This is a genomic window from Catellatospora chokoriensis (genome assembly GCF_011297315.1).
In the GTDB taxonomy this organism is placed as follows: Bacteria; Actinomycetota; Actinomycetes; order Mycobacteriales; family Micromonosporaceae; genus Catellatospora; species Catellatospora citrea.
This window is the reverse complement of record NZ_JAAOTI010000004.1, coordinates 389,224-407,475: the sequence shown is the minus strand read 5'-3', so window position 1 is coordinate 407,475 and position 18,252 is coordinate 389,224. Positions and strand designations below refer to the sequence as shown.

16 protein-coding genes are annotated in these 18,252 nt (G+C 69.3%); 11 read left to right on the top strand and 5 right to left on the bottom strand.

Features of this window, described 5'->3' with window-relative positions; translation table 11 throughout:
- The first annotated feature begins 452 nt into the window (after nt 1-452).
- The 3 genes from HAV39_RS09090 (at nt 453) to HAV39_RS09080 (ending at nt 3,017) form a co-directional block, all read left to right on the top strand.
- On the top strand, nt 453-1,733 hold the full coding sequence (locus HAV39_RS09090) for a hypothetical protein (protein ID WP_191838692.1): 1,281 nt from the start codon (nt 453-455) through the stop codon (nt 1,731-1,733).
- Between the two features lie 71 nt (nt 1,734-1,804).
- Entirely contained in the window at nt 1,805-2,299 is a 495-nt protein-coding gene (locus HAV39_RS09085; RefSeq protein WP_239120979.1) for a SigE family RNA polymerase sigma factor, read from the top strand.
- A gap of 331 nt (nt 2,300-2,630) precedes the next feature.
- Nucleotides 2,631-3,017: a hypothetical protein gene (locus tag HAV39_RS09080; protein ID WP_191838691.1), complete on the top strand. Its 387-nt coding sequence runs from the start codon at nt 2,631-2,633 to the stop codon at nt 3,015-3,017.
- A 1-nt stretch (nt 3,018) separates the two neighbouring features.
- Here HAV39_RS09080 and HAV39_RS09075 read toward each other — a convergent pair whose 3' ends face one another.
- Both HAV39_RS09075 and HAV39_RS42580 read right to left on the bottom strand, forming a co-directional pair.
- Nucleotides 3,019-3,660: a hypothetical protein gene (locus tag HAV39_RS09075; protein ID WP_191838690.1), complete on the bottom strand. Its 642-nt coding sequence runs from the start codon at nt 3,658-3,660 to the stop codon at nt 3,019-3,021.
- A 946-nt stretch (nt 3,661-4,606) separates the two neighbouring features.
- Nucleotides 4,607-4,696 (bottom strand): hypothetical protein, encoded by a 90-nt coding sequence (locus HAV39_RS42580; RefSeq protein WP_244958763.1) that lies wholly within the window; start codon nt 4,694-4,696, stop codon nt 4,607-4,609.
- A 433-nt stretch (nt 4,697-5,129) separates the two neighbouring features.
- Here HAV39_RS42580 and HAV39_RS09065 point away from each other — a divergent pair, with 433 nt between their 5' ends.
- The 5 genes from HAV39_RS09065 (at nt 5,130) to HAV39_RS09045 (ending at nt 9,755) form a co-directional block, all read left to right on the top strand.
- A complete protein-coding gene (locus HAV39_RS09065) occupies nt 5,130-6,362 on the top strand; it encodes a hypothetical protein (RefSeq protein WP_191838689.1) in 1,233 nt (410 codons plus the stop codon).
- Nucleotides 6,359-7,006 carry a hypothetical protein gene (locus HAV39_RS09060; RefSeq protein WP_191838688.1) on the top strand — a complete coding sequence of 216 codons (648 nt, stop codon included), beginning with the start codon at nt 6,359-6,361 and terminating at the stop codon, nt 7,004-7,006. Before HAV39_RS09065 ends, HAV39_RS09060 begins: the two co-directional genes overlap by 4 nt.
- A gap of 101 nt (nt 7,007-7,107) precedes the next feature.
- Nucleotides 7,108-7,680, top strand: coding sequence for a GNAT family N-acetyltransferase (locus tag HAV39_RS09055; RefSeq protein ID WP_191838687.1), 573 nt, complete (start codon nt 7,108-7,110; stop codon nt 7,678-7,680).
- Between the two features lie 62 nt (nt 7,681-7,742).
- Nucleotides 7,743-7,994, top strand: coding sequence for a hypothetical protein (locus HAV39_RS09050; protein WP_191838686.1), 252 nt, complete (start codon nt 7,743-7,745; stop codon nt 7,992-7,994).
- Nucleotides 7,995-8,303: 309 nt separating this feature from the next.
- Nucleotides 8,304-9,755, top strand: a complete 1,452-nt coding sequence (locus tag HAV39_RS09045) for a diguanylate cyclase (protein WP_120317457.1) — start codon at nt 8,304-8,306, stop codon at nt 9,753-9,755.
- A 72-nt stretch (nt 9,756-9,827) separates the two neighbouring features.
- Here HAV39_RS09045 and HAV39_RS09040 read toward each other — a convergent pair whose 3' ends face one another.
- Both HAV39_RS09040 and HAV39_RS09035 read right to left on the bottom strand, forming a co-directional pair.
- On the bottom strand, nt 9,828-10,889 hold the full coding sequence (locus HAV39_RS09040) for an aspartate-semialdehyde dehydrogenase (protein ID WP_191838685.1): 1,062 nt from the start codon (nt 10,887-10,889) through the stop codon (nt 9,828-9,830).
- 73 nt (nt 10,890-10,962) lie between these two features.
- The gene (locus HAV39_RS09035; RefSeq protein WP_191838684.1) at nt 10,963-12,228 is read right to left on the bottom strand and encodes an aspartate kinase; all 1,266 of its coding nucleotides are present in this window, start codon (nt 12,226-12,228) and stop codon (nt 10,963-10,965) included.
- A 297-nt stretch (nt 12,229-12,525) separates the two neighbouring features.
- Here HAV39_RS09035 and HAV39_RS09030 point away from each other — a divergent pair, with 297 nt between their 5' ends.
- The 3 genes from HAV39_RS09030 to leuA all read left to right on the top strand — a co-directional run bounded on the left by HAV39_RS09030 (nt 12,526) and on the right by leuA (nt 16,669).
- Nucleotides 12,526-13,302, top strand: coding sequence for a hypothetical protein (locus HAV39_RS09030; protein ID WP_191838683.1), 777 nt, complete (start codon nt 12,526-12,528; stop codon nt 13,300-13,302).
- Between the two features lie 128 nt (nt 13,303-13,430).
- Nucleotides 13,431-14,672, top strand: a complete 1,242-nt coding sequence (locus HAV39_RS09025) for an MFS transporter (protein WP_191838682.1) — start codon at nt 13,431-13,433, stop codon at nt 14,670-14,672.
- 293 nt (nt 14,673-14,965) lie between these two features.
- A complete protein-coding gene (gene leuA, locus HAV39_RS09020) occupies nt 14,966-16,669 on the top strand; it encodes a 2-isopropylmalate synthase (RefSeq protein WP_373311889.1) in 1,704 nt (567 codons plus the stop codon).
- 65 nt (nt 16,670-16,734) lie between these two features.
- On the opposite strand, the gene HAV39_RS09015 is transcribed toward leuA, so the two are convergent.
- Nucleotides 16,735-18,213 carry an MFS transporter gene (locus HAV39_RS09015; RefSeq protein WP_191838681.1) on the bottom strand — a complete coding sequence of 493 codons (1,479 nt, stop codon included), beginning with the start codon at nt 18,211-18,213 and terminating at the stop codon, nt 16,735-16,737.
- Nucleotides 18,214-18,252: the final 39 nt, after the last annotated feature.

The window sequence follows — 18,252 nt, the reverse complement described above, 5'->3', positions numbered from 1 at the left end:
GAAGAGGCCGTCGGTTCAAATCCGGCTACCCCGACTGGAGTAAGTGCAAGTGAGGGCCGGTCTTCCGCCAAGGGAGACCGGCCCTCACTGGTTTCAAGATCTGTTCTGGGAGAAGATCTTTAAATCGGGCGGCCAGCTGGTGCCGTCGGGCGCCGTGTACCACAGTCCGGTTAGCGCCTCCATGAGCTGTTCTCGCATCGCTTGCGTGATGTGCGAGTACCGAGCCTGCGCCGATCCGTCCAGGTGCCCCATCCGCTCATCCTTGAGCCGCCTAACGGCTCGGCCACGCTCCACGATCGTTCCGCGAACAGCGGACCCGCACCCCGAGCATCACTGTGACCCGTGTCACCCATACGCCCGCAACCTCGGTGCGGTGTCGGCGTGTTGGAGGGCGACAGCAGCAAGGCGGCCGATCATCCTTCGTCCGCACAAGCTGCCGCAGGGAGGAAAACATGAGAACCATGTTCCGCTTGGCAGTGGGACTGGTGGTGACATCGTGCACGGCCGTGGCTGTACCGGCTGCCGCCCACGCAGGACAGGCGGCTGTCGCCAATCCCGCGATCACCGCCGCACCGGCCCCCTACTTCGTCGGTACGCCGATTACGGTCACGTTCATTCCGGACGGGGCGGGCACCACACCGAAGAAGTACCGGTACTCGGTCAACGACGGCGCGGTGCGTGAGGTCAAGGCGAGCTCGGGCCAGGCAACCATCGCGTTGACGCTGACGACGCGGACCTCGCTGCTGGAGGTCAACGCCGTCGGCGCCGGTGGAACGGTCAGTCTGGGCTCCGTTAAATACTTCTTGGCGATGTCGGCACAGCCGGCAGTCGACAAGGACTCCAACGGAGACGGGTATCCCGACCTGCTCATCAGCGGCGACCCGGCGGGGTTGGGGTCCGGCATCTGGTTGGCGAGCGGCGACCCGGCCGGGTCGGCTACCGGACGCTTGCGTACCCCAGCGGTCAATGTGGGTGTTCACGGCCCCTTCGGCAATGACCCCGAACGGTTCGACGGCGCGCAGATCGTCACTGGGGCCTTCATGGGCAACGGGTTCACCGACGTCCTGGCGTACACGCCGAACGGCATCAACCCTGGCGGCGGCTTCTTCATGAGCGGAACTGGTGACGGTTCGGTCATGATGACGCACATCTCCGGCAACGAGCAGCACCTGTCGGCGGGCTACATGTCCGATTTCAACGGCAACAACCCTCTGCAGTTGACCAACGCGTACAACGCGTCCGGTGAGACCGAGCCCGGTTCCCTCTACCCGGACTTGTTCGGCACGATCGGGGATGCCGTCAACGGCTTCAACCTCGCTTACTACCGCAGCGTCGGAACTGGCTCTTTCGACTTCCCGGCACAGTTGTCCAACACCACGCCTACTGGCGGCAACGACTGGAACAACTGGCGCATCGCGTCATTGCTGTTGCCGTCGGGCACGGCGATGTTCCTCTGGAACACAACCACCGGAGCGCTGTACCTGTGGGAGGCAGTCACCTTTGCCGACAACGGCGACTGGACCGGATCGGCGGCGTACACGCAGTACCTGATCTCGGCGAACTGGCAGATTAATCCCGACGTGACGCTGGAGGCGGCCGACTTCACCCGCGACGGCGTACCGGACCTGTGGACGGTTACGCCGACCGGTGTTGCCACCGCTCACGTCGTCTCCGGCCTGTCTGCTACAGGGGCCGCTCAGATCGAGGCGCAGGTTTCGCAAGCTCTGGCATAACGGGGGGGCGCGGGGGCCGCAGGCCCCCGCGCCTGCCAGCTGCGATACTCGACGGCCGGCGGGGAGGTGCGGTGGGGAGTCAGCACGACTTCGCGGAGTTCTATTCCGCGGCGTTCGGGCCTCTGACGTCGCAGATCCATGCGTTCGTCGGTAGCCACGCCGAAGCCCAAGACCTCGTCCAGGAGGCGTTCTGCAGGGCTTTCGGTAAGTGGTCGGTTGTCTCCCGGTACGACGACCCCTATGCGTGGGTGCGCCGCGTCGCATGGAACCTCGCCGTCAGCCGATGGCGGCGTGGCCGCCTTGTCCGGCTGTGGCAGCGTGACCTCGCACCGCCGGATGTACCCGAACCCACCGCGAATGACGTGGATCTGACCCGCGCCTTGGCGAAGCTGCCGAAAGACCAGCGCCAGGCCGTCGTCCTGCACTATCTCGCAGACATGTCGATCGCCGACATCGCGGCCTTCATGAACTCGCCCGAGGGCACTGTCAAGGCATGGCTTCACCGCGCCCGAGCAGCGCTCGCATCGAGTCTTGATGTGACGGATGACGAGGTGACCCGTGTCTGACGAACTTCGTGAGCACTTCGCCGCGTTCCGAACTGCCTCCCAGGCCCGCACCCAGCCGCCCGGGGTCGCCGCGGTCAGGTCAACGGCGACCCGCAGATACGCCACACGCGCGCTTGCCCTGGCGGTTGGCGCGGTGGCACTCGCGGCCAGCACACTACTGCCCGACAACACCGGCGTCGCACCGACCGGTCCGGCACCGAGCAGCGCGAGTTCGTCGCCTTCGGCCACCCCCGCAACGGTTTCGCCGAGCCCGAGCGTGACGAGTTCGCCGAGCCCGGCACTGCCGCGCCCTTCTTCGAGCCGATCGGGCTGCCAATACAGCGCCCGGGACATGACCTTGTTGGTGGTCTCCCCATCTCCTGACACGTATGCACTGTCGCCGAAGCTGGAGTCAGCCTGCCCGTCCGCCACGGTCCGCGTCACCCGGGTCACCTATGTCGGTGCCAGCTCGAACGTGGGCAAGCTGACCCGCTACGCCTCGGTTTCGCGGTCTCTGACCGGCATCGCGGGCGTGTTCGTGCCCGAGCCGAGCCGACCGGACACCTGCCAAGCACGTTTGACGGTCACCCTTGCAGGCTCTTCGAGCCTGCCCGCGTCAGTACCCAATCCGATTCCCCGGATGGCCGCGACGGGCGGGGACGACGAGGTCTACCGCTACTGGGGCGACCGAGGAGTCGCACTGCTCGACGTGACATGGGCCGAGCCCAACTGCGGATAGGTCAACCGATCATCCGGCGTGCGCGGATCGCCTTTCCGGCGGCGAACGCGGCGAGCACGGCAGCCGCGGCCGCGGCCCCGGCGATCAGCCAGTTTCGGAGGTTCCCGCCGCCCGCCGCGGAGTGATCCGCGCGCCGCGTCACTGGGGCTGACGCCGATGCCGAGGTGGCGGCGGTGCGCGGTGAGGTGGATCCGGACGGTGTCGCCGGCGGAGAAGCCGTCGCTTTGGCGCTGTTACCGGCCTGCTTTCCGTCGAGGCGGAGGAGCTTGGGGTCGTACCCGAAGAGGAACCGCGTTTCTCCCGCATCCGTGCAGCGGCCGCCGATCCCTGCGTTCACGTAGTAGTAGCCCCTCGGGTTCCCCTCCCGGAACGAGATCCGTAACCGCACGGAGTGACGGCTGTTCGCGGCCAGGCCCGGAAAGGCGTAGTCGTCGGTGACCCAGTACGAAAGGTGGTTCGGCAGCGTCGCCGGCCGCCAGTCGTCGAGCTGAACCGGATGCCACGTTCCGCCGTCGACGCTCCAGGACAACCGCGGCGTCATTTTGACCAGGTCTCGCGGTGCCACCTCGCCGGTGAACAGGTCGGGGGTCACCTGAAACCCGATCCAGCCATCGTCAAGCGGGGCGTCGCCGCTGTAAGTCATGGAGATGGTGCTAGCCACTGCCTCTTCGGGAAGGCGGGCGATGGGTCCCGAGCCAGGAATCGCGAACGTGATCTTTCCCTGGCAGCTGGGCGACGAGATCGGGGCGGGAGACGCTTCAGCGGTCGGTGTGGGTGACGGCTCCGCAGCATCTGCGCCCGATGCGCTTGCGGCGATAGCCGGAACGGCCAGTGCGACTGAGATCGCGCCGAAACCGGCTAGCCTGCGGACGGTGGGGAGCACCGTGACCTCCGAAGTTTTACGCTTGGGCACGCAGAGGCTATCGGCCGGTGACGGCTGGCGTGTGACGGGGCGGCAGCGCTGGCACTCTTCTCGCGAGATGACCGCGCAGGTCCAGACACCGGAAACCTGGGAGAAGATCTTGCCGAACCATCCGCTCAGTGCGCATGTCGGCCGACGGATGCCGACCGCTTCACCAGCGATGCCTTCCCGGCGTGCAGGTCATCTATCAACCGGCCCTAATTCGGAACGAAGAGGCCGTCGGTTCAAATCCGGCTACCCCGACCGAGTAAGTGCACGTGAGGGCCGGTATTCCGCCGAGGGAGACCGGCCCCCACTCGTCTCAAGATCTGTTCCCGAAATCTGGGAGAAGGTCTTGAACTCGGGTGGTCAACGAGTGCTGCCCCGCTCCCGCAGAAGGCGGTCGAGTACGGCGACCGGCGACGTGGGACTGGATGGCGCGGCGCACGTCGAGTGCCGTGTACCGCAGTCCGGTTAGCGCCTCAATGAGCTGTTCTCGCATCGCTCGCGTGATGTGCGAGTACCGAGCCCGCACCGACCCGTCCAGGCGCCCCATCCGCTCATCCTTGAGCTTGTCGGGCGCACCCAGCCCGTCGCGGGACGCCCGCTGCGGGTGCCGGCCCGTGGCGGCCGGACGGAACAGCCACGTCGCGAACCCTGAACGCCGCCAGGGCAGCCAGCCCGCCAGTCACCGGCCCCGCACATAGCCGAGGTCCGAGATGGCTGACTGGACTTTCACCCGAGTCGCCTCCCGTACCGTCGCCGGGCGGTCCAGCACGTTGGAAACCGTGCCAGCCGGGACCTCCGCTCGGCGCGCAACGTCGGCGCCCCTCTGGCGGACGTGCAGTTGGACCACGCACCTCACGGCCCGCCGACCTCGGTTCCCGTGCAGAAGGGGCCAGCACAATAGACCTTTGGATGGCCTGATGTGGCCCCCCGATCCGTTATCAATCTGTTATGGGGAGCCGCTAACCCACGGAACGTGATCATAAATCACCCGAATAATGGGGCCGAGTACCGGATGTCCGACTTAAACAGAACCCTACGTGATCAACGTGGACGCCACGATCCCGCCATTTTAGATATGACAGATTCGCGCTACTTGATCACTGTTTCACGAAACGCTTTCGATAAATATCCTTACCGGTCAATGGGGTCGCCGCGCGGTGCGTCAACACCGCGCGGCGAAGTTCGCAGTCCAACTGAAAGGGATGAAGATGCGAACGAGGACAAGAATACTGGCGGCCCTGGCCGCCATCGCAACCGTCGGCACGGTCGGAACGGCCGTGACGCCCGCAGCAGCCAACGAGCGACCGGACATCATGGGGTCGGTCGAGTCGTGGTCCGGCGCCAAACTGGCCGGCGTCGAGATCCAGGCATTGGTCGAACCGGACGCGCAGACGATCAATGACATGCCGGCCGGCACCACCTCTCTTCCGCGGGTCGTGGGCTCCGCCGTCACCAACGCCGCGGGCGTGTTCCAACTCAAGATCACAGACGAGGCGGCGGTCGCCGCCGCGGGCGACTCCGACGGCCTGGTCTCCGTCATCCTTACCGGGCAGACGCCCGAGGGCCAGGTCTACTTCCGGACTCGTATGACTCCCCGTGAGCAGGGCGGCTTCGTCGCCTACCAGCCCGATGCCGACGGCGACACCAGCGCCGACAACATCGCGCAACTGCGCAAGGAGGGGCGCGAGAACAGGCAGTCTCGAACCACCGGTGTGACCAACGGGATCCCCCAGTTGCGTCTCACCCCGCTTCCCGTAGCCAAGACCACCGCCCCCGGATCCGTCACGACCCTGGGCTTCGACCCGAATGCGTGGTGTAGCGGCAACTACTGGTGGTACAAGAAGGTCGATGGAACGGCCGGGCGCAACGTCACCCTCATGAACCAGGCCACGGCGAGCAAGACCACGGGAAAGTTCACCTATACCTCCTCGGTGGAGACCAGCCTTGAGGCGTCTGTGACCACGAGCGGATCGTTCGTCGCGTCGGTCGGCATGATGAAAGGCACCACGACCGCGATGACCATCAGCCTGCCCTCTCCGGCGAGCACGAATGCCGAGTGGTATGTGGGATTCGAGTTCAACCTCTACGACATCTGGTGCGGCAGTCCCACCGGGGCTCAGTGGTGGTCGCAGTACACCGAGTACCGGCCATGGCGTCCCGACGGCGGGGCATCGCGCCGCACCTGGACCCCGTTCACCTGCAACACGGCGAACCAGTCGACGCTGGGACCGGGTGCCGAGGTGAAGGTGGCGAAAGACCAGACCGTTACGAAGACCGGCTCCTTCACCACCGGAGGAGTGAGCATGAAGGCTCAGCAGAAGTGGACCAGTTCCGCAGCCGTGGAGTACAAGGCGATCAACGCCACGACCAGCTACGGGCTGTGCGGTGACGGGGCCAAGTACCCGTACGCCGTTTCACGGACCCGGCAGACATGAGCGATGCAGCACAGAACGGGTACCCGGCCGCCGGCCGGGTACCCGCCCCCGCATCCGGCAAGCGGCGAACCTGGACCGCAGCCATCGTCGCAATCCTTCTCATCGTCGCAGCGCTGATCGTGCTGGTCGTCACCCGTCTCCATGACGAGGGGCCGCTGGAGGGCGACGCCGGGCTGGCGGTCACCATCCCGGTCCGGCCCGGCGACACCGGGGTGGCCTGGGGCAACCTTGAGTTGTACAACCACTCAGGGGAAATGATCGTGCTCGACAGGATCGAGGCGGTACACGGCCACGGAGACCTGGCATTGATCAGGGAACCTTACATCTGGGGAGCGGACCGGCTCGCCATAGCGAACTCCCGATCGCTCGTCGCCTACCAGCTGCCCCTCCCGACGGAATGGGCGTCTATACCCGAGCACCCAGTCAAAGGCTACGAGATCCCGCCGATGCCCGCCGACGCGCCGGCCGGCAGCGAGCAGGCCATCGGTCCGGAGATCGTCATAGAGGTGGGTCCGCCCACCCAGGCTGCGAGCATCGACAAGATTCGCGTCCACTACCACGTGGGCGGACGCTCCTACGTGAAGGAGTTCGACAACTCGCTGACCGTGTGCCCGGCACGGGGGCAAGAACCTGGCTGCGGCTGACACCAAGGCAGGGTTCAGCGATGCCCGCGCCCGTCGCCCGGCCTCCCCCGCAAGCCGCAAATGCCCGGTGGCGCGGGCCCGGCCTCCCCTAGGATCGCCTGATGTCCCAGCCGACGTACCCGATCCGCACGCCGCGCCTCACCCTGCGCCCGGTCACGTTGGACGACCTCGACGACGTCTACGCGTTCCAGAGCCGGCCCGACGTCGTCCGCTGGATGCTCGGCGCCGGACCGCGCACCCGGGAGCAGTCGCTGTCGTCGGTGACCGCCATGGCGGGCGAGGACGCGCTGCGCGCGGTGGGCGATTGCCTGACCCTGGCCGTGACGACCGACGCCGGGGTGATCGGAACCGTGGAGCTGGTCTGGCGCAGCGACGTCGACCGTACGGCCGAACTCGGCTACGTCTTCCACCCCGACCACGGGGGTCGCGGGCTGGCGACGGAGGCTGCCGCGGCGGTGCTGGACTGGGGCTTCGGCGAGTTCGGGCTGCACCGGGTCTTCGCCCGGTGCCACGGCCGCAACGAGGCCTCCGCGCGGCTGATGGGCCGGCTCGGCATGCGCCAGGAGGCGCACCACGTCGAGAGTTACCTCTTCGGCGGCGAATGGGCCGACCAGCTCGTCTTCGCCGTGCTGGACCGCGAGTGGCGAGTGCGGGCCGCGGTCGCGGCCGGCTGACGCCCCCCGCGACTGGCCGTGCCGTCGTACGCTGCGCGCAGTTCCCGCCCCGAGGAGGCGACGTGCGCCATCCGGCACAGACCGGCCGATTCTTCTATGTCGCGGTCACTTTCACCTTGTTCGGCCTTGCCTGCGTCGCCGCGGTGTCATCCGGGCACGACACCGGTCTCGCCCCCGTGGGCCTGGCGCTCGGTGGTGTGCTGGTCGCCATCGGGCTGATCAACTTTGCGGTGCATGCGCTCGCGCTGCTGCTGCGCGACCACGAGATGTGGCGCAGCACCCACTTCACCGAGATCACCGAAACCGGTGACTGAGCATCCCAGCGCCCCTGATCGCTGTCACTCGAACGAGTGAACCCATGTTGTCGATCACGCCTGGTGACAGACCGTCGAACATCGCGCCATGTCGATGATCGGCCCATATGGTCACCGATGTCCCGGTGTATGGGACGGAGATGCGTGGATCACGTCAGGCCTGGACCGGTGAGCAGCGCAGGGATACCCACTCATCCGATGGTCACGCCCGGCGAACGATTTTCATAATGGCCGCTGTACCCGCCTACGGTGAGTAAGCTTGACCGCCGTAAGCCCCTCACCCCGGACAAAGAGCGAAAATCCTGCCCCGTGCCCCTTCCTCGCATCATTGATGATGTTTCCGCAGCACTGCGAACCTCCCGCAGCGCGGTAGAAGCCTGCAATGCCACGGTCTCCGTGCTCAGCCGGCACACCCCCGCCCTGATCGAGGCGCTGCTGCATGTGAAGGACCAGCTCCGGTGCGTCTCGGCGAGCGGCGCCTGGCAGGTGTTCTCCGCGGTCCCACTGGGCCACGGCGTGGTCGGCCGGGTCTACGCCAGCGGCAAGCCCGTCACCATCCTCGACGTCGCCAACGACCCGGACTACATCCGGCTCGGGCCGCCGATCACCTCCGAGATCTGCACACCCATCATCGACCGCACCGGGCACCCGGTCGGCGTGATCAACGCCGAGTGGGCCGAGGCGCAGCCGCTGGACGGCTGGGAGGAGACCCTCACCGAGGCTGGTCGGCTGCTCGGCGCACGCCTGAGCGAGCTGGGCGGCCCGCCGGCCGAGACGCGCAGCGAGCAGTTGCTGCGCCACGCGCTCGCGCTCACCAACGCCGAGACCGACGCCGACGTGCTGGTCCGGGCCTGTCGCGCGGCGCGCGAGGTGACCGGATTGGCCGCCGCCGTGCTGCTGCGCCCGGCCCCGGACCTGCTGCCCGACGAGCAGGACCTGCGGGTGGTCGTCGCGGCCAGCTCGCCGGAGCCCCGCGACCGGCCACTCGTCGCCCGGCTGGCGCAGATCGATCCCGACCGGCTCGCCGCGCTGCTCGACGAGGCCTGCCGGTACGGAGCCTCGTACACCCTGGGTGATCCCGCGGTGCTCGACGCCCGCGGTTTCGAGGCGCTCACCGCGGCCGGGGTGCGCACCATGATCGCCGTCCCGCTCGGGGCCGGCACGCCCGTGGTGTCCTCCTCGGTCGGCGCGCTGGTGGTGCTGGACGAGACCGCGATCGTGCCGGACAGCGCGCTGGTGAACCTGCTGGAACTGCTGGCCGCACAGGCCAGCACCTGCCTGGAGAAGCTGACCACGCTGCGCCGCCTGCACGTGCAGGCCAGCTCCGACCCGCTGACGGGGCTGCGCCACGGTGGGCCCTTCGGCGACCGCCTAGCCAACGCCACGCCCGGCCGGACCGCGCTGCTCGCGATCGACATCGACCAGTTCAAGGCGGTCAACGACACGCTCGGCCACGCCGCGGGCGACCGCGTGCTGGTGCAGATGTCCAGCGCGCTGCAGCAGGCGCTGCGGCTCGGGGACGAGCTCTTCCGGGTCGGCGGGGACGAGTTCGTCGCGGTGATCGACGTGCCCAGCGCCGCGGAGGCGCTGCTGGTCGCCGAGCGCCTGGTCGCGGCGGCTCGCGCGACCGGGCGCACGATCAGCGTGGGCGTGGCGGTGCAGGGCGAGCTGGAGCCGCCGGAGGCCGCGATGTACCGCGCCGACCAGGCCCTCTACGCCGTCAAGCGCAACGGCCGCAACGGCGTCCGCCTCGCCCCGTAGCAGTCGCCCGCACATGGAGAAGGGCACCTTCCAAGACGCGGCGCGTTGAGAAGGTGCCCTTCCTTTTTCCGGTCAGTGACGGAGTTCGGCGGCGAGGAGTTCGGCGATCTGGGCGGTGTTGAGGGCGGCGCCCTTGCGCAGGTTGTCGCCGGTGACGAAGAAGTCGAGGGCGCGGGGGTCGTCGACGGCGCGGCGGATGCGGCCGACCCAGGACGGGTCGGTGCCGACGGCATCGATGGGCATGGGGAACTCCCCGGCGGCGGGGTCGTCGACGACGATCACGCCGGGTGCGCCCTGGAGCACCTCGCGGGCGCCCGGGGCGTCGACCTCGGAGCCGAAGACCGCGTGCACGGCGACCGAGTGGCCGGTGACCACGGGGACGCGTACGCAGGTCGCGCTGACCTTCAGGTCGGGCAGTCCCAGGATCTTGCGGGACTCGTTGCGCATCTTCAGCTCTTCGCTGGACCAGCCGCCGTCCTTGAGGGAGCCGGCGAACGGCACCACGTTCAGCGCGACGGGCGCGGCGAACGGGCCGAGGTCGTCGCCGACGGCGTTGCGGACGTTGCCGGGCCGGGTGCCGAGCACCCGGTCCCCGGCGACCTTGGCGATCTGGTCGTGCAGGGTGTCCACGCCGAGCTGGCCGGCCCCGGACACGGCCTGGTACGAGGCCAGCACCAGCTCCTTGAGGCCGTACGCGTTGTGCAGCGGGGCGATCGCCACGATCATCGCCAGCGTGGTGCAGTTGGCGTTGGCGATGATGCCCTTGGGCCGGTTGCGGATCTGCGCCGGGTTGATCTCCGGGACGACCAGGGGGACGTCCGGGTCCATCCGGAACGCGCCGGAGTTGTCGACGGCGATCACACCACGCGCCGCCGCGATGGGCGCCCAGTAGGCGGAGACCTCGTCGGGCACGTCGAACATGGCGACGTCGACGCCGTCGAACGCCTCCTCGGTGAGCGCGACGACCTCGACCTCCTCGCCGCGCACGTGCAGGCGGCGGCCCGCCGAGCGCGCGGAGGCGATCAGCCGGATCTCGCCCCACACGTTGCGGCGGTTGCTGAGGATGTCGAGCATCACCGTGCCGACCGCGCCGGTGGCGCCGACGACGGCGAGGGTGGGCAGCTTATGGCTCATGCCTTCTCCTCGCTGCGCTCGCCGGCGGCACAGCCGCTGTGCTGCCCGATTCGCTCGCTGTGCTCGCTCATGGTCACCGGCCGGTCCCGGCGTACACCACGGCCGCTTCGTCGCCGCCGAGCTCGAACGCGTCGTGCACGGCGCGCACGGCGGCGTCGAGGTCGGTGTCGCGGCAGACCACCGAGATGCGGATCTCGGAGGTGGAGATGATCTCGATGTTGACGCCGGCCCGGGCCAGTGCCTCGCAGAAGGTGGCGGTGACGCCCGGGTTGGAGCGCATACCCGCGCCGACCAGGGAAATCTTGCCGATGTGGTCGTCGTAGAGCAGGCCCTTGAAGCCGACCCGCTCCTGGATCTTCTGCAGGGCGGCCATCGCCGTGGGGCCGTCGTCCTTGGGCAGCGTGAAGGAGATGTCGGTGCGGCCGGAGGCCTCGGTGGAGACGTTCTGCACGATCATGTCGATGTTGATCTCGGAGTCCGCGAGCGCCCGGAAGATCGACGCGGCCTCGCCCGGCTCGTCCGGCACCGAGACGATGGTGATCTTCGCTTCGTTGCGGTCGTGCGCGACGCCGGTGATGAGTGCTTGCTCCACGGAAAGGTCCTCCATTGATCCCGTCACGAGGGTGCCGGTGTTGTTCGAGTACGACGAGCGGACGTGGATCGGCAGCCCGAACCGGCGGGCGTACTCCACGCTGCGCAGATGCAGGATCTTGGCCCCAGAGGCGGCCAGTTCGAGCATCTCCTCATAGGTGATCTGGTCGACCTTGGCCGCGTTGGGCACGATGCGCGGGTCGGCGGTGTACACGCCGTCGACGTCGGTGTAGATCTCGCAGACGTCGGCCTTCAGCGCGGCGGCCAGCGCCACCGCGGTCGTGTCCGAGCCGCCGCGGCCGAGCGTGGTGATGTCCTTGGTGTCCTGGGCGACGCCCTGGAAGCCGGCCACGATCACGATCGCGCCCTCGTCGAGCGCGCCGCGCAGGCGGCCCGGGGTGACGTCGATGATGCGGGCCCGGCCGTGCACCGAGGTGGTGATGACACCCGCCTGCGACCCGGTGTACGAGCGCGCCTCGTAGCCCAGGTTGTGGATGGCCATGGCCAGCAGCGCCATCGAGATGCGCTCGCCGGCGGTCAGCAGCATGTCGAACTCGCGGCCGGGCGGCAGCGGGCTGACCTGGTGCGCCAGGTCGATCAGCTCGTCGGTCGTGTCGCCCATCGCGGAGACGACGACACACACGTCGTTGCCGGCCTTCCGCGTCGCGACGATGCGCTCGGCGACCCGCTTGATCCGCTCAGCGTTGGCGACTGACGAGCCGCCGTACTTCTGCACCACGAGGGCCACGGTTGCACGGCTCCTCTCCACCTCAGGGACTAAGGACGCTTCAGCTTAGCGGCGGCTCCCGCCGCCCCGGTCAGGTCGATCCCAGCTGTCGGGCAGCGTGGCACGAGAAGTCCGAGATCCTCTTTCGTACGGCCGCCCGCGCCGTGCAGTCACCCGCCTCCGCCGCATCGCCGCCGCAGGATTTAACGCCTGTGACGCGCACCACAGACCGAGGGCTGCCTGGACGAGTACCGATCATGCGCCGACGCGGGGCGCGTCATGGGCGGAGATGGCGCACCCAGGGGTCAGAATGGGCGCGTGCGCCGGGCTGTCCTCTCCCTATGTGTCATCGCCGCCTGCTGGTCGGTGTCCGCCTGCGGTGGCGGCACGCCGGAGACGGCGCCGACGTCGGCCGCCCCGCGGTCCACCGTCGCGGCCATGCCGAACGAACCCCGCGCGCAGCTCGCCGCCCGCGCGGCCGCCGCCAAGGACCTGCGCCAGGTGGCCGCCTACACGTTCAAGAGCCCGAAACGGCCGGACCGGCGCGTGGTGGTCACCCGGGCCGTCGACGGCACCTGGCGCATCGACGTGCCCGGCGGGGCGCACAGCGGCGCGGTCGACATCGCGCTGGTCTTCGCCGCCAACTCGCTGCACCAGTGCGCGCTGGCCGCGGGCAACCACCCGTACTCGGGCTGCGTGCGGATCACCGGCGCGCTGCCCGCCAAGGCCGACCTGAAGATCCAGCACCTGATCACGGACTGGCAGAACCTGCTCACCGACCGGCGGCTCGCGATCGCCGTGGCCGAGGTCGCCCCGCTGCCCGGGGCGCGCGGCAAGTGCTACTCGGTGGAGTCGTCCGCGGCCAGCATGAAGCTGCCGCTGGACGCGGGCATCTACTGCTACGAGATCGACGGCACGCTCACCGCTGTCAAGGTCGCCTTCGGCACGCTGCTGCTGGAGGGCACCCCCGGGCTCGCCCCGCCGTCGGTGCAGCTGCCCGGCCCGGTCGTGCCCGGCCAGCCGCTTCCGCTGACCGCGCCGCCGTCGCCGAAGCCCTCCGCCAGCCCGTCCGCGTCGCCGTCGCCGAAGGCCTGACCCGCCCTAGCAGAAGCGGACGCGGCCCGCTGTCCCGTGCCCGGCGTTGTGCGGATCGTGTGAAGGAAAGCGCCGGATCGTGGATATCGGCTGGAGAGATCCGGCCGGCTCCGGCTGGAATCGGGGGTATGGCCCTACGCGACAACCTCATCCCGCCGCCCGGACTCCCCCGCCGCCTCGCCACGCAGAACCTCCTCTTCGGAGTCGGTGCGGGCACCTTCCTCACCGGCAGCGCGGTCTTCTTCACCCGCGTGGTGGGCCTGCGGCCGCACGAGATCGGCATCGGGCTCTCGTTGGCGGCCGCGATCGCGCTGGCCACCGCGGTGCCGCTGAGCGCGCTGACCGACCGGTTCGGCGCGCACCGGATGTGGACGGGCGGTGTCGTCGCCCAGGGCCTGCTGTTCGCCGCGTGGCCGTTCGCCCGGGGCTTCTGGAGCTTCCTGCTCGTCATCGCCTGCCTGGAACTGGTCGCCACGGTGGGGCAGGCCGGGCGCAACGTGTACCTGATCGAGGCGCTCGATCCGGAGACACGGGTCCGCACGCAGGCGTTCTCCCGCTCCTGGCTGAACGTCGGCTGGTCGCTGGGCGCCGGGCTGGCCGCGCTGGCGCTGGCGATCGACACCGTGCCCGCGTACTACACGCTGGTGCTGCTCAACAGCGCGCTGCTGCTGGCCAACGCGTACTTCATCAGCCGCCTGCCGCAGGTGCCCCGGGCCGCGGCCGGGACGGCCCGGCGGCGGGTGGGCGCGGTCTTCGCGGACCGGCCGTTCCTCGCGGTGACCGCGGTCTGCGCCGTGCTGACCTGCTACATGACCGTGCTGATGGAGGTGGCCCCGCTGTGGCTGCTGCACCGCACGGACGCCCCGAAATGGTGGCTGGGCGTGATGACGGTGACCAACACGCTCATGGCCACGACGCTGCAGGTCGCGGTGACGCGGGGCGCGCACACCGTCGGCGGGGCCGCGGCGGCCTCGCGCCGGGCGGGCCTGGTCGCCGCGCTGGGCTGCCCGGTCTACCTGCTCACCGGGGCCACCAGCGGGGTCCTCACCATGGTGCTGCTGGTGGTGGCGACGATCCTGCTGACCATGGCGGAGCTGTGGCACTCGGCGGGCTCCTGGACGTTCATGGCGGAACTGCCGCCGGCCGATCGGCGCGGTGAGTACATCGGCGCGTTCCGGATGGGCGGCTCCGCCCAGTCCATGATCGCTCCTGCCTCGCTGATCGCGCTCGCGGTGACCTCCGGAGGCTGGGGCTGGTTCGCCATCGCGGGGCTGTTCCTCGGTGCGGCGCTGCTCATCGGGCCGGTGGCCCGGCAGGCGGCCCGCTCCCGGGAGCAACTGCCCAGCGTGCCGGCCCCGGTGCCTGCCTGACGGGACACGCTGTCCCATTTCGTGGACATCGGGCCCGGACGGGGGTCGATGGGCGTACAGTGGCCGACATCATGTGCTGCGTGAGCCTCCTGCTTCGCCGCCGCGACGAGGTCTGACCGACCGGCACCTCGTCGCGGAGTAGCGACGTGTGCTCGCCCGCTGGTCCCTCACATCTCCCGGTTGCCGGCAGAAGTTGCCGATTCAACGAATCTTGATAGCGGCCGATGTTCCGTTGGGCACAATCCGCCGCTGGATTACGCGCGAAACACATGATGTCTAGGAGCATGGAAGCCATGTCTGCTGCTGCTCAGCGCCCCAGCAAGATGCCGTACCAGCGTTACCGCGGCTACCACGAACAGTTCCAGGTCGAGGTGCCGGACCGCGCCTGGCCGACCCGCCGCGTGACGGCCGCCCCGCAGTGGTGCGCGGTGGACCTGCGCGACGGCAACCAGGCCCTGATCGACCCGATGTCCCCCGACCGCAAGCGCCGCATGTTCGAGCTGCTGGTACGGATGGGATACAAGGAGATCGAGGTCGGTTTCCCGGCCGCCAGCGAGACCGACTTCTCGTTCGTACGGCAGCTCATCGAGGAGCAGCTGATCCCGGACGACGTGACCATCCAGGTGCTGGTCCAGTGCCGCGAGCACCTGATCGAGCGCACCTTCGAGAGCCTGCGCGGCGCGAAGCGGGCGATCGTGCACTTCTACAACTCGACCTCCACGCTGCAGCGCGAGGTGGTGTTCGGCCTGGACAAGGACGGCATCACCGCGATCGCGACGGACGGCGCGCGGCTGTGCCAGAAGTACGCCGAGATCATCACCCCGGACACCGAGATCCGGTACGAGTACTCCCCCGAGTCCTACACCGGCACCGAGCTGGAGTACGCGCTGGAGGTGTGCTCGGCGGTCATCGACGTCATCGACCCGACGCCGGACCGCCCGCTGATCATCAACCTGCCCGCCACCGTCGAGATGGCCTCGCCGAACGTGTACGCCGACTCGATCGAGTGGATGGACCGCCGCCTGCCGCGGCGCGACTCGGTCATCCTGAGCCTGCACCCGCACAACGACCGGGGCACCGGCGTCGCCGCGGCCGAGCTGGGCCTGCTGGCCGGCGCGGACCGGATCGAGGGCTGCCTGTTCGGCAACGGCGAGCGCACCGGCAACGTCGACCTGGTCACCCTCGGCCTGAACCTGTTCAGCCAGGGCATCGACCCGCAGATCGACTTCTCCGGCATCGACGAGGTCAAGCGCGCCGTGGAGTACTGCAACCAGCTGCCGGTGCACGAGCGCCACCCGTACGCCGGGGACCTGGTCTACACGGCGTTCTCCGGCTCGCACCAGGACGCGATCAAGAAGGGCCTGGACGCGCACGCCCGCAAGGCGGGCAAGGCCGGGGTGCCGGTCGAGCAGTTCGAGTGGGCGGTGCCCTACCTGCCGATCGACCCGAAGGACCTGGGCCGCTCGTACGAGGCGGTCATCCGGGTCAACTCGCAGTCCGGCAAGGGCGGCGTCGCGTACATCATGAAGTCCGAGCACCAGCTGGACCTGCCGCGCCGCCTGCAGATCGAGTTCTCGGGCGTCATCCAGCGCCGCACCGACGACGCCGGTGGCGAGGTCACGCCGGCCGAGATGTACGCCGCGTTCGCCGACGAGTACCTGACCGACCGCCGCCTGGCGGTGCGCTCCTACTCGGTGGCCACCGTCGACGGCAAGGTGGAGCTGGTCGCCGAGGCCGATCTGGACGGCACCGCCTGTCGCCTGACCGGCGTGGGCAACGGCCCGATCGACGCGTTCATCCATGCGCTGAGCGACCACTCGGTCGGCGTACGGGTGCTGGACTACGCCGAGCACGCGCTGACCTCCGGCGGTGACGCGCAGGCCGCCGCGTATGTCGAGTGCGACGTGGACGGCGAGACCCGCTGGGGCGTCGGCATCGACGCGAACATCGTGACCGCCTCCCTGAAGGCCGTGGCGAGCGCCGTCAACCGCCACTGACCGACACGAAGGAAGGGCACCTTCCACACGGACGTCCGTGTGGAAGGTGCCCTTCCTTCTGCCCGTCAGGGGCAGCGGCCGCGTTGGAGGACCTGCGGGAGGTGGCCTTCGCGCTGCTCGGGGGCGACTTTGCGGTCGGGGCGGTCCAGGTGGACCTTGCCGCAGACGAACAGGGCCAGCGCGGCGGCGACCACCATCGCCCCGGCGCACCACATCCCGGCGTCGTAGAACGCCGTGCCCAGCGCCGCGCCGTTCTCGTACTCCTCGCCCGACAGGCCCACCACCAGCGGCAGCGCCGCCACGGCGAGCAGTGAGCCGGCCCGCGCCGCGGTGTTGTTGACGCCGCTGGCGACCCCGGCGAAGCGCACCTCGACGGCGGACAGCACGGACGCGGTCAGCGGCGCGACGATCAGCGTCAACCCGACGCCGTAGGCGAGGACGCCGGGCAGGATCCCGGTCCAGTAGCTCACCCCGGGAGTGATCTCCCGGATCAGCATGATGCCGACCGCGCAGCACAGCGGGCCGAGCGTCAGCTGCACCTTCGGGCCGAACTTCGTGGCCGCCGCGCCGGACAGTTCCGAGCCGAGCAGCATCACCAGCGTCATCGGCAGCGTGGCCAGGCCCGCCTCCAGGGCGTCGTAGCCGAGACCGGTCTGCAGGTAGATGACGAGCAGGAAGAAGAAGCCGCCGAACGCACCGTAGGTCAGCACCGTGTACACGTTGAGCACCGAGAACACCCGTGAGCTGAACAGCCGCAGCGGCATCATCGCGGCCATCGCGCGAGCCCGTTCCACCAGCAGGAAGCCGACTGCCGCGGCCAGCCCGACCGCGAAGCCGCCCAGCACCGGGAGCGAGACGAAGCCGCGTTCCGGCCAGGCGATCAGGGCGTAGGTGACCCCGGCCAGCGCCGCGGCGCCCAGCAGCGCCCCGGCCACGTCGAAGTGGTGGGCCGTCGCGGTGTTCCGGCTCTCCGGGACGTACACCTTGCTCAGCCAGACGACGGCCACCGCAAGCGGCAGGTTGATCAGGAAGATCCAGCGCCAGGACACCTGGTCGATGAGCACGCCGCCGACGAACGGGCCGAGCGCCGTGGTCGTGCCGGCCAGGCCGGACCAGGCGCCGATGGCACGGGCCCGATCGGACTCCCGGAACGACGACTGCAGCAGCGCCAGCGAGCCCGGTGCCAGCAGCGCCCCGCCCACGCCCTGCACGACACGGGCGGCGATCAGCGTCTCGACGTTCGGGGCGATGCCGCACACCAGCGAGGCCAGGGTGAACCAGACGACGCCGGTGACGAAGATCCGACGCCGTCCGAGGTGGTCCCCCAGCGCCCCGCCGAGCAGCACGAACGCGGCCAGCGTCAGGGTGTAGCCGTTGATCACCCACTGCAGCTGGGCCAGGCTCGCGCCGAGCTCGCGCCCGAGCGTCGGCAACGCGACGTTGACCACGGTGGAGTCGAGGAACGCCATGCCGGAGGCCAGCACCGCCGCGGCGAGCGTGCCCCGCCCTGCGGCGCTGCTCAGGCGCAGTCCGGTCGTCTCCATTCGCTCCATTCTCGTCGCCGCCGCGCCCGCCGCGCCGGG

What these genes read in the sequence shown, in the direction of transcription:
- HAV39_RS09090 (WP_191838692.1), top strand. Translation starts at nt 453, where the DNA reads ATGAGAACCATGTTCCGCTTGGCAGTGGGACTGGTGGTGACATCGTGC.
- HAV39_RS09080 (WP_191838691.1), top strand. Translation starts at nt 2,631, where the DNA reads ATGACCTTGTTGGTGGTCTCCCCATCTCCTGACACGTATGCACTGTCG.
- HAV39_RS09075 (WP_191838690.1), bottom strand. Translation starts at nt 3,660, where the DNA reads ATGACTTACAGCGGCGACGCCCCGCTTGACGATGGCTGGATCGGGTTT.
- HAV39_RS09065 (WP_191838689.1), top strand. Translation starts at nt 5,130, where the DNA reads ATGAAGATGCGAACGAGGACAAGAATACTGGCGGCCCTGGCCGCCATC.
- HAV39_RS09060 (WP_191838688.1), top strand. Translation starts at nt 6,359, where the DNA reads ATGAGCGATGCAGCACAGAACGGGTACCCGGCCGCCGGCCGGGTACCC.
- HAV39_RS09055 (WP_191838687.1), top strand. Translation starts at nt 7,108, where the DNA reads ATGTCCCAGCCGACGTACCCGATCCGCACGCCGCGCCTCACCCTGCGC.
- HAV39_RS09040 (WP_191838685.1), bottom strand. Translation starts at nt 10,889, where the DNA reads ATGAGCCATAAGCTGCCCACCCTCGCCGTCGTCGGCGCCACCGGCGCG.
- HAV39_RS09025 (WP_191838682.1), top strand. Translation starts at nt 13,431, where the DNA reads ATGGCCCTACGCGACAACCTCATCCCGCCGCCCGGACTCCCCCGCCGC.
- leuA (WP_373311889.1), top strand. Translation starts at nt 14,966, where the DNA reads ATGTCTGCTGCTGCTCAGCGCCCCAGCAAGATGCCGTACCAGCGTTAC.
- HAV39_RS09015 (WP_191838681.1), bottom strand. Translation starts at nt 18,213, where the DNA reads ATGGAGACGACCGGACTGCGCCTGAGCAGCGCCGCAGGGCGGGGCACG.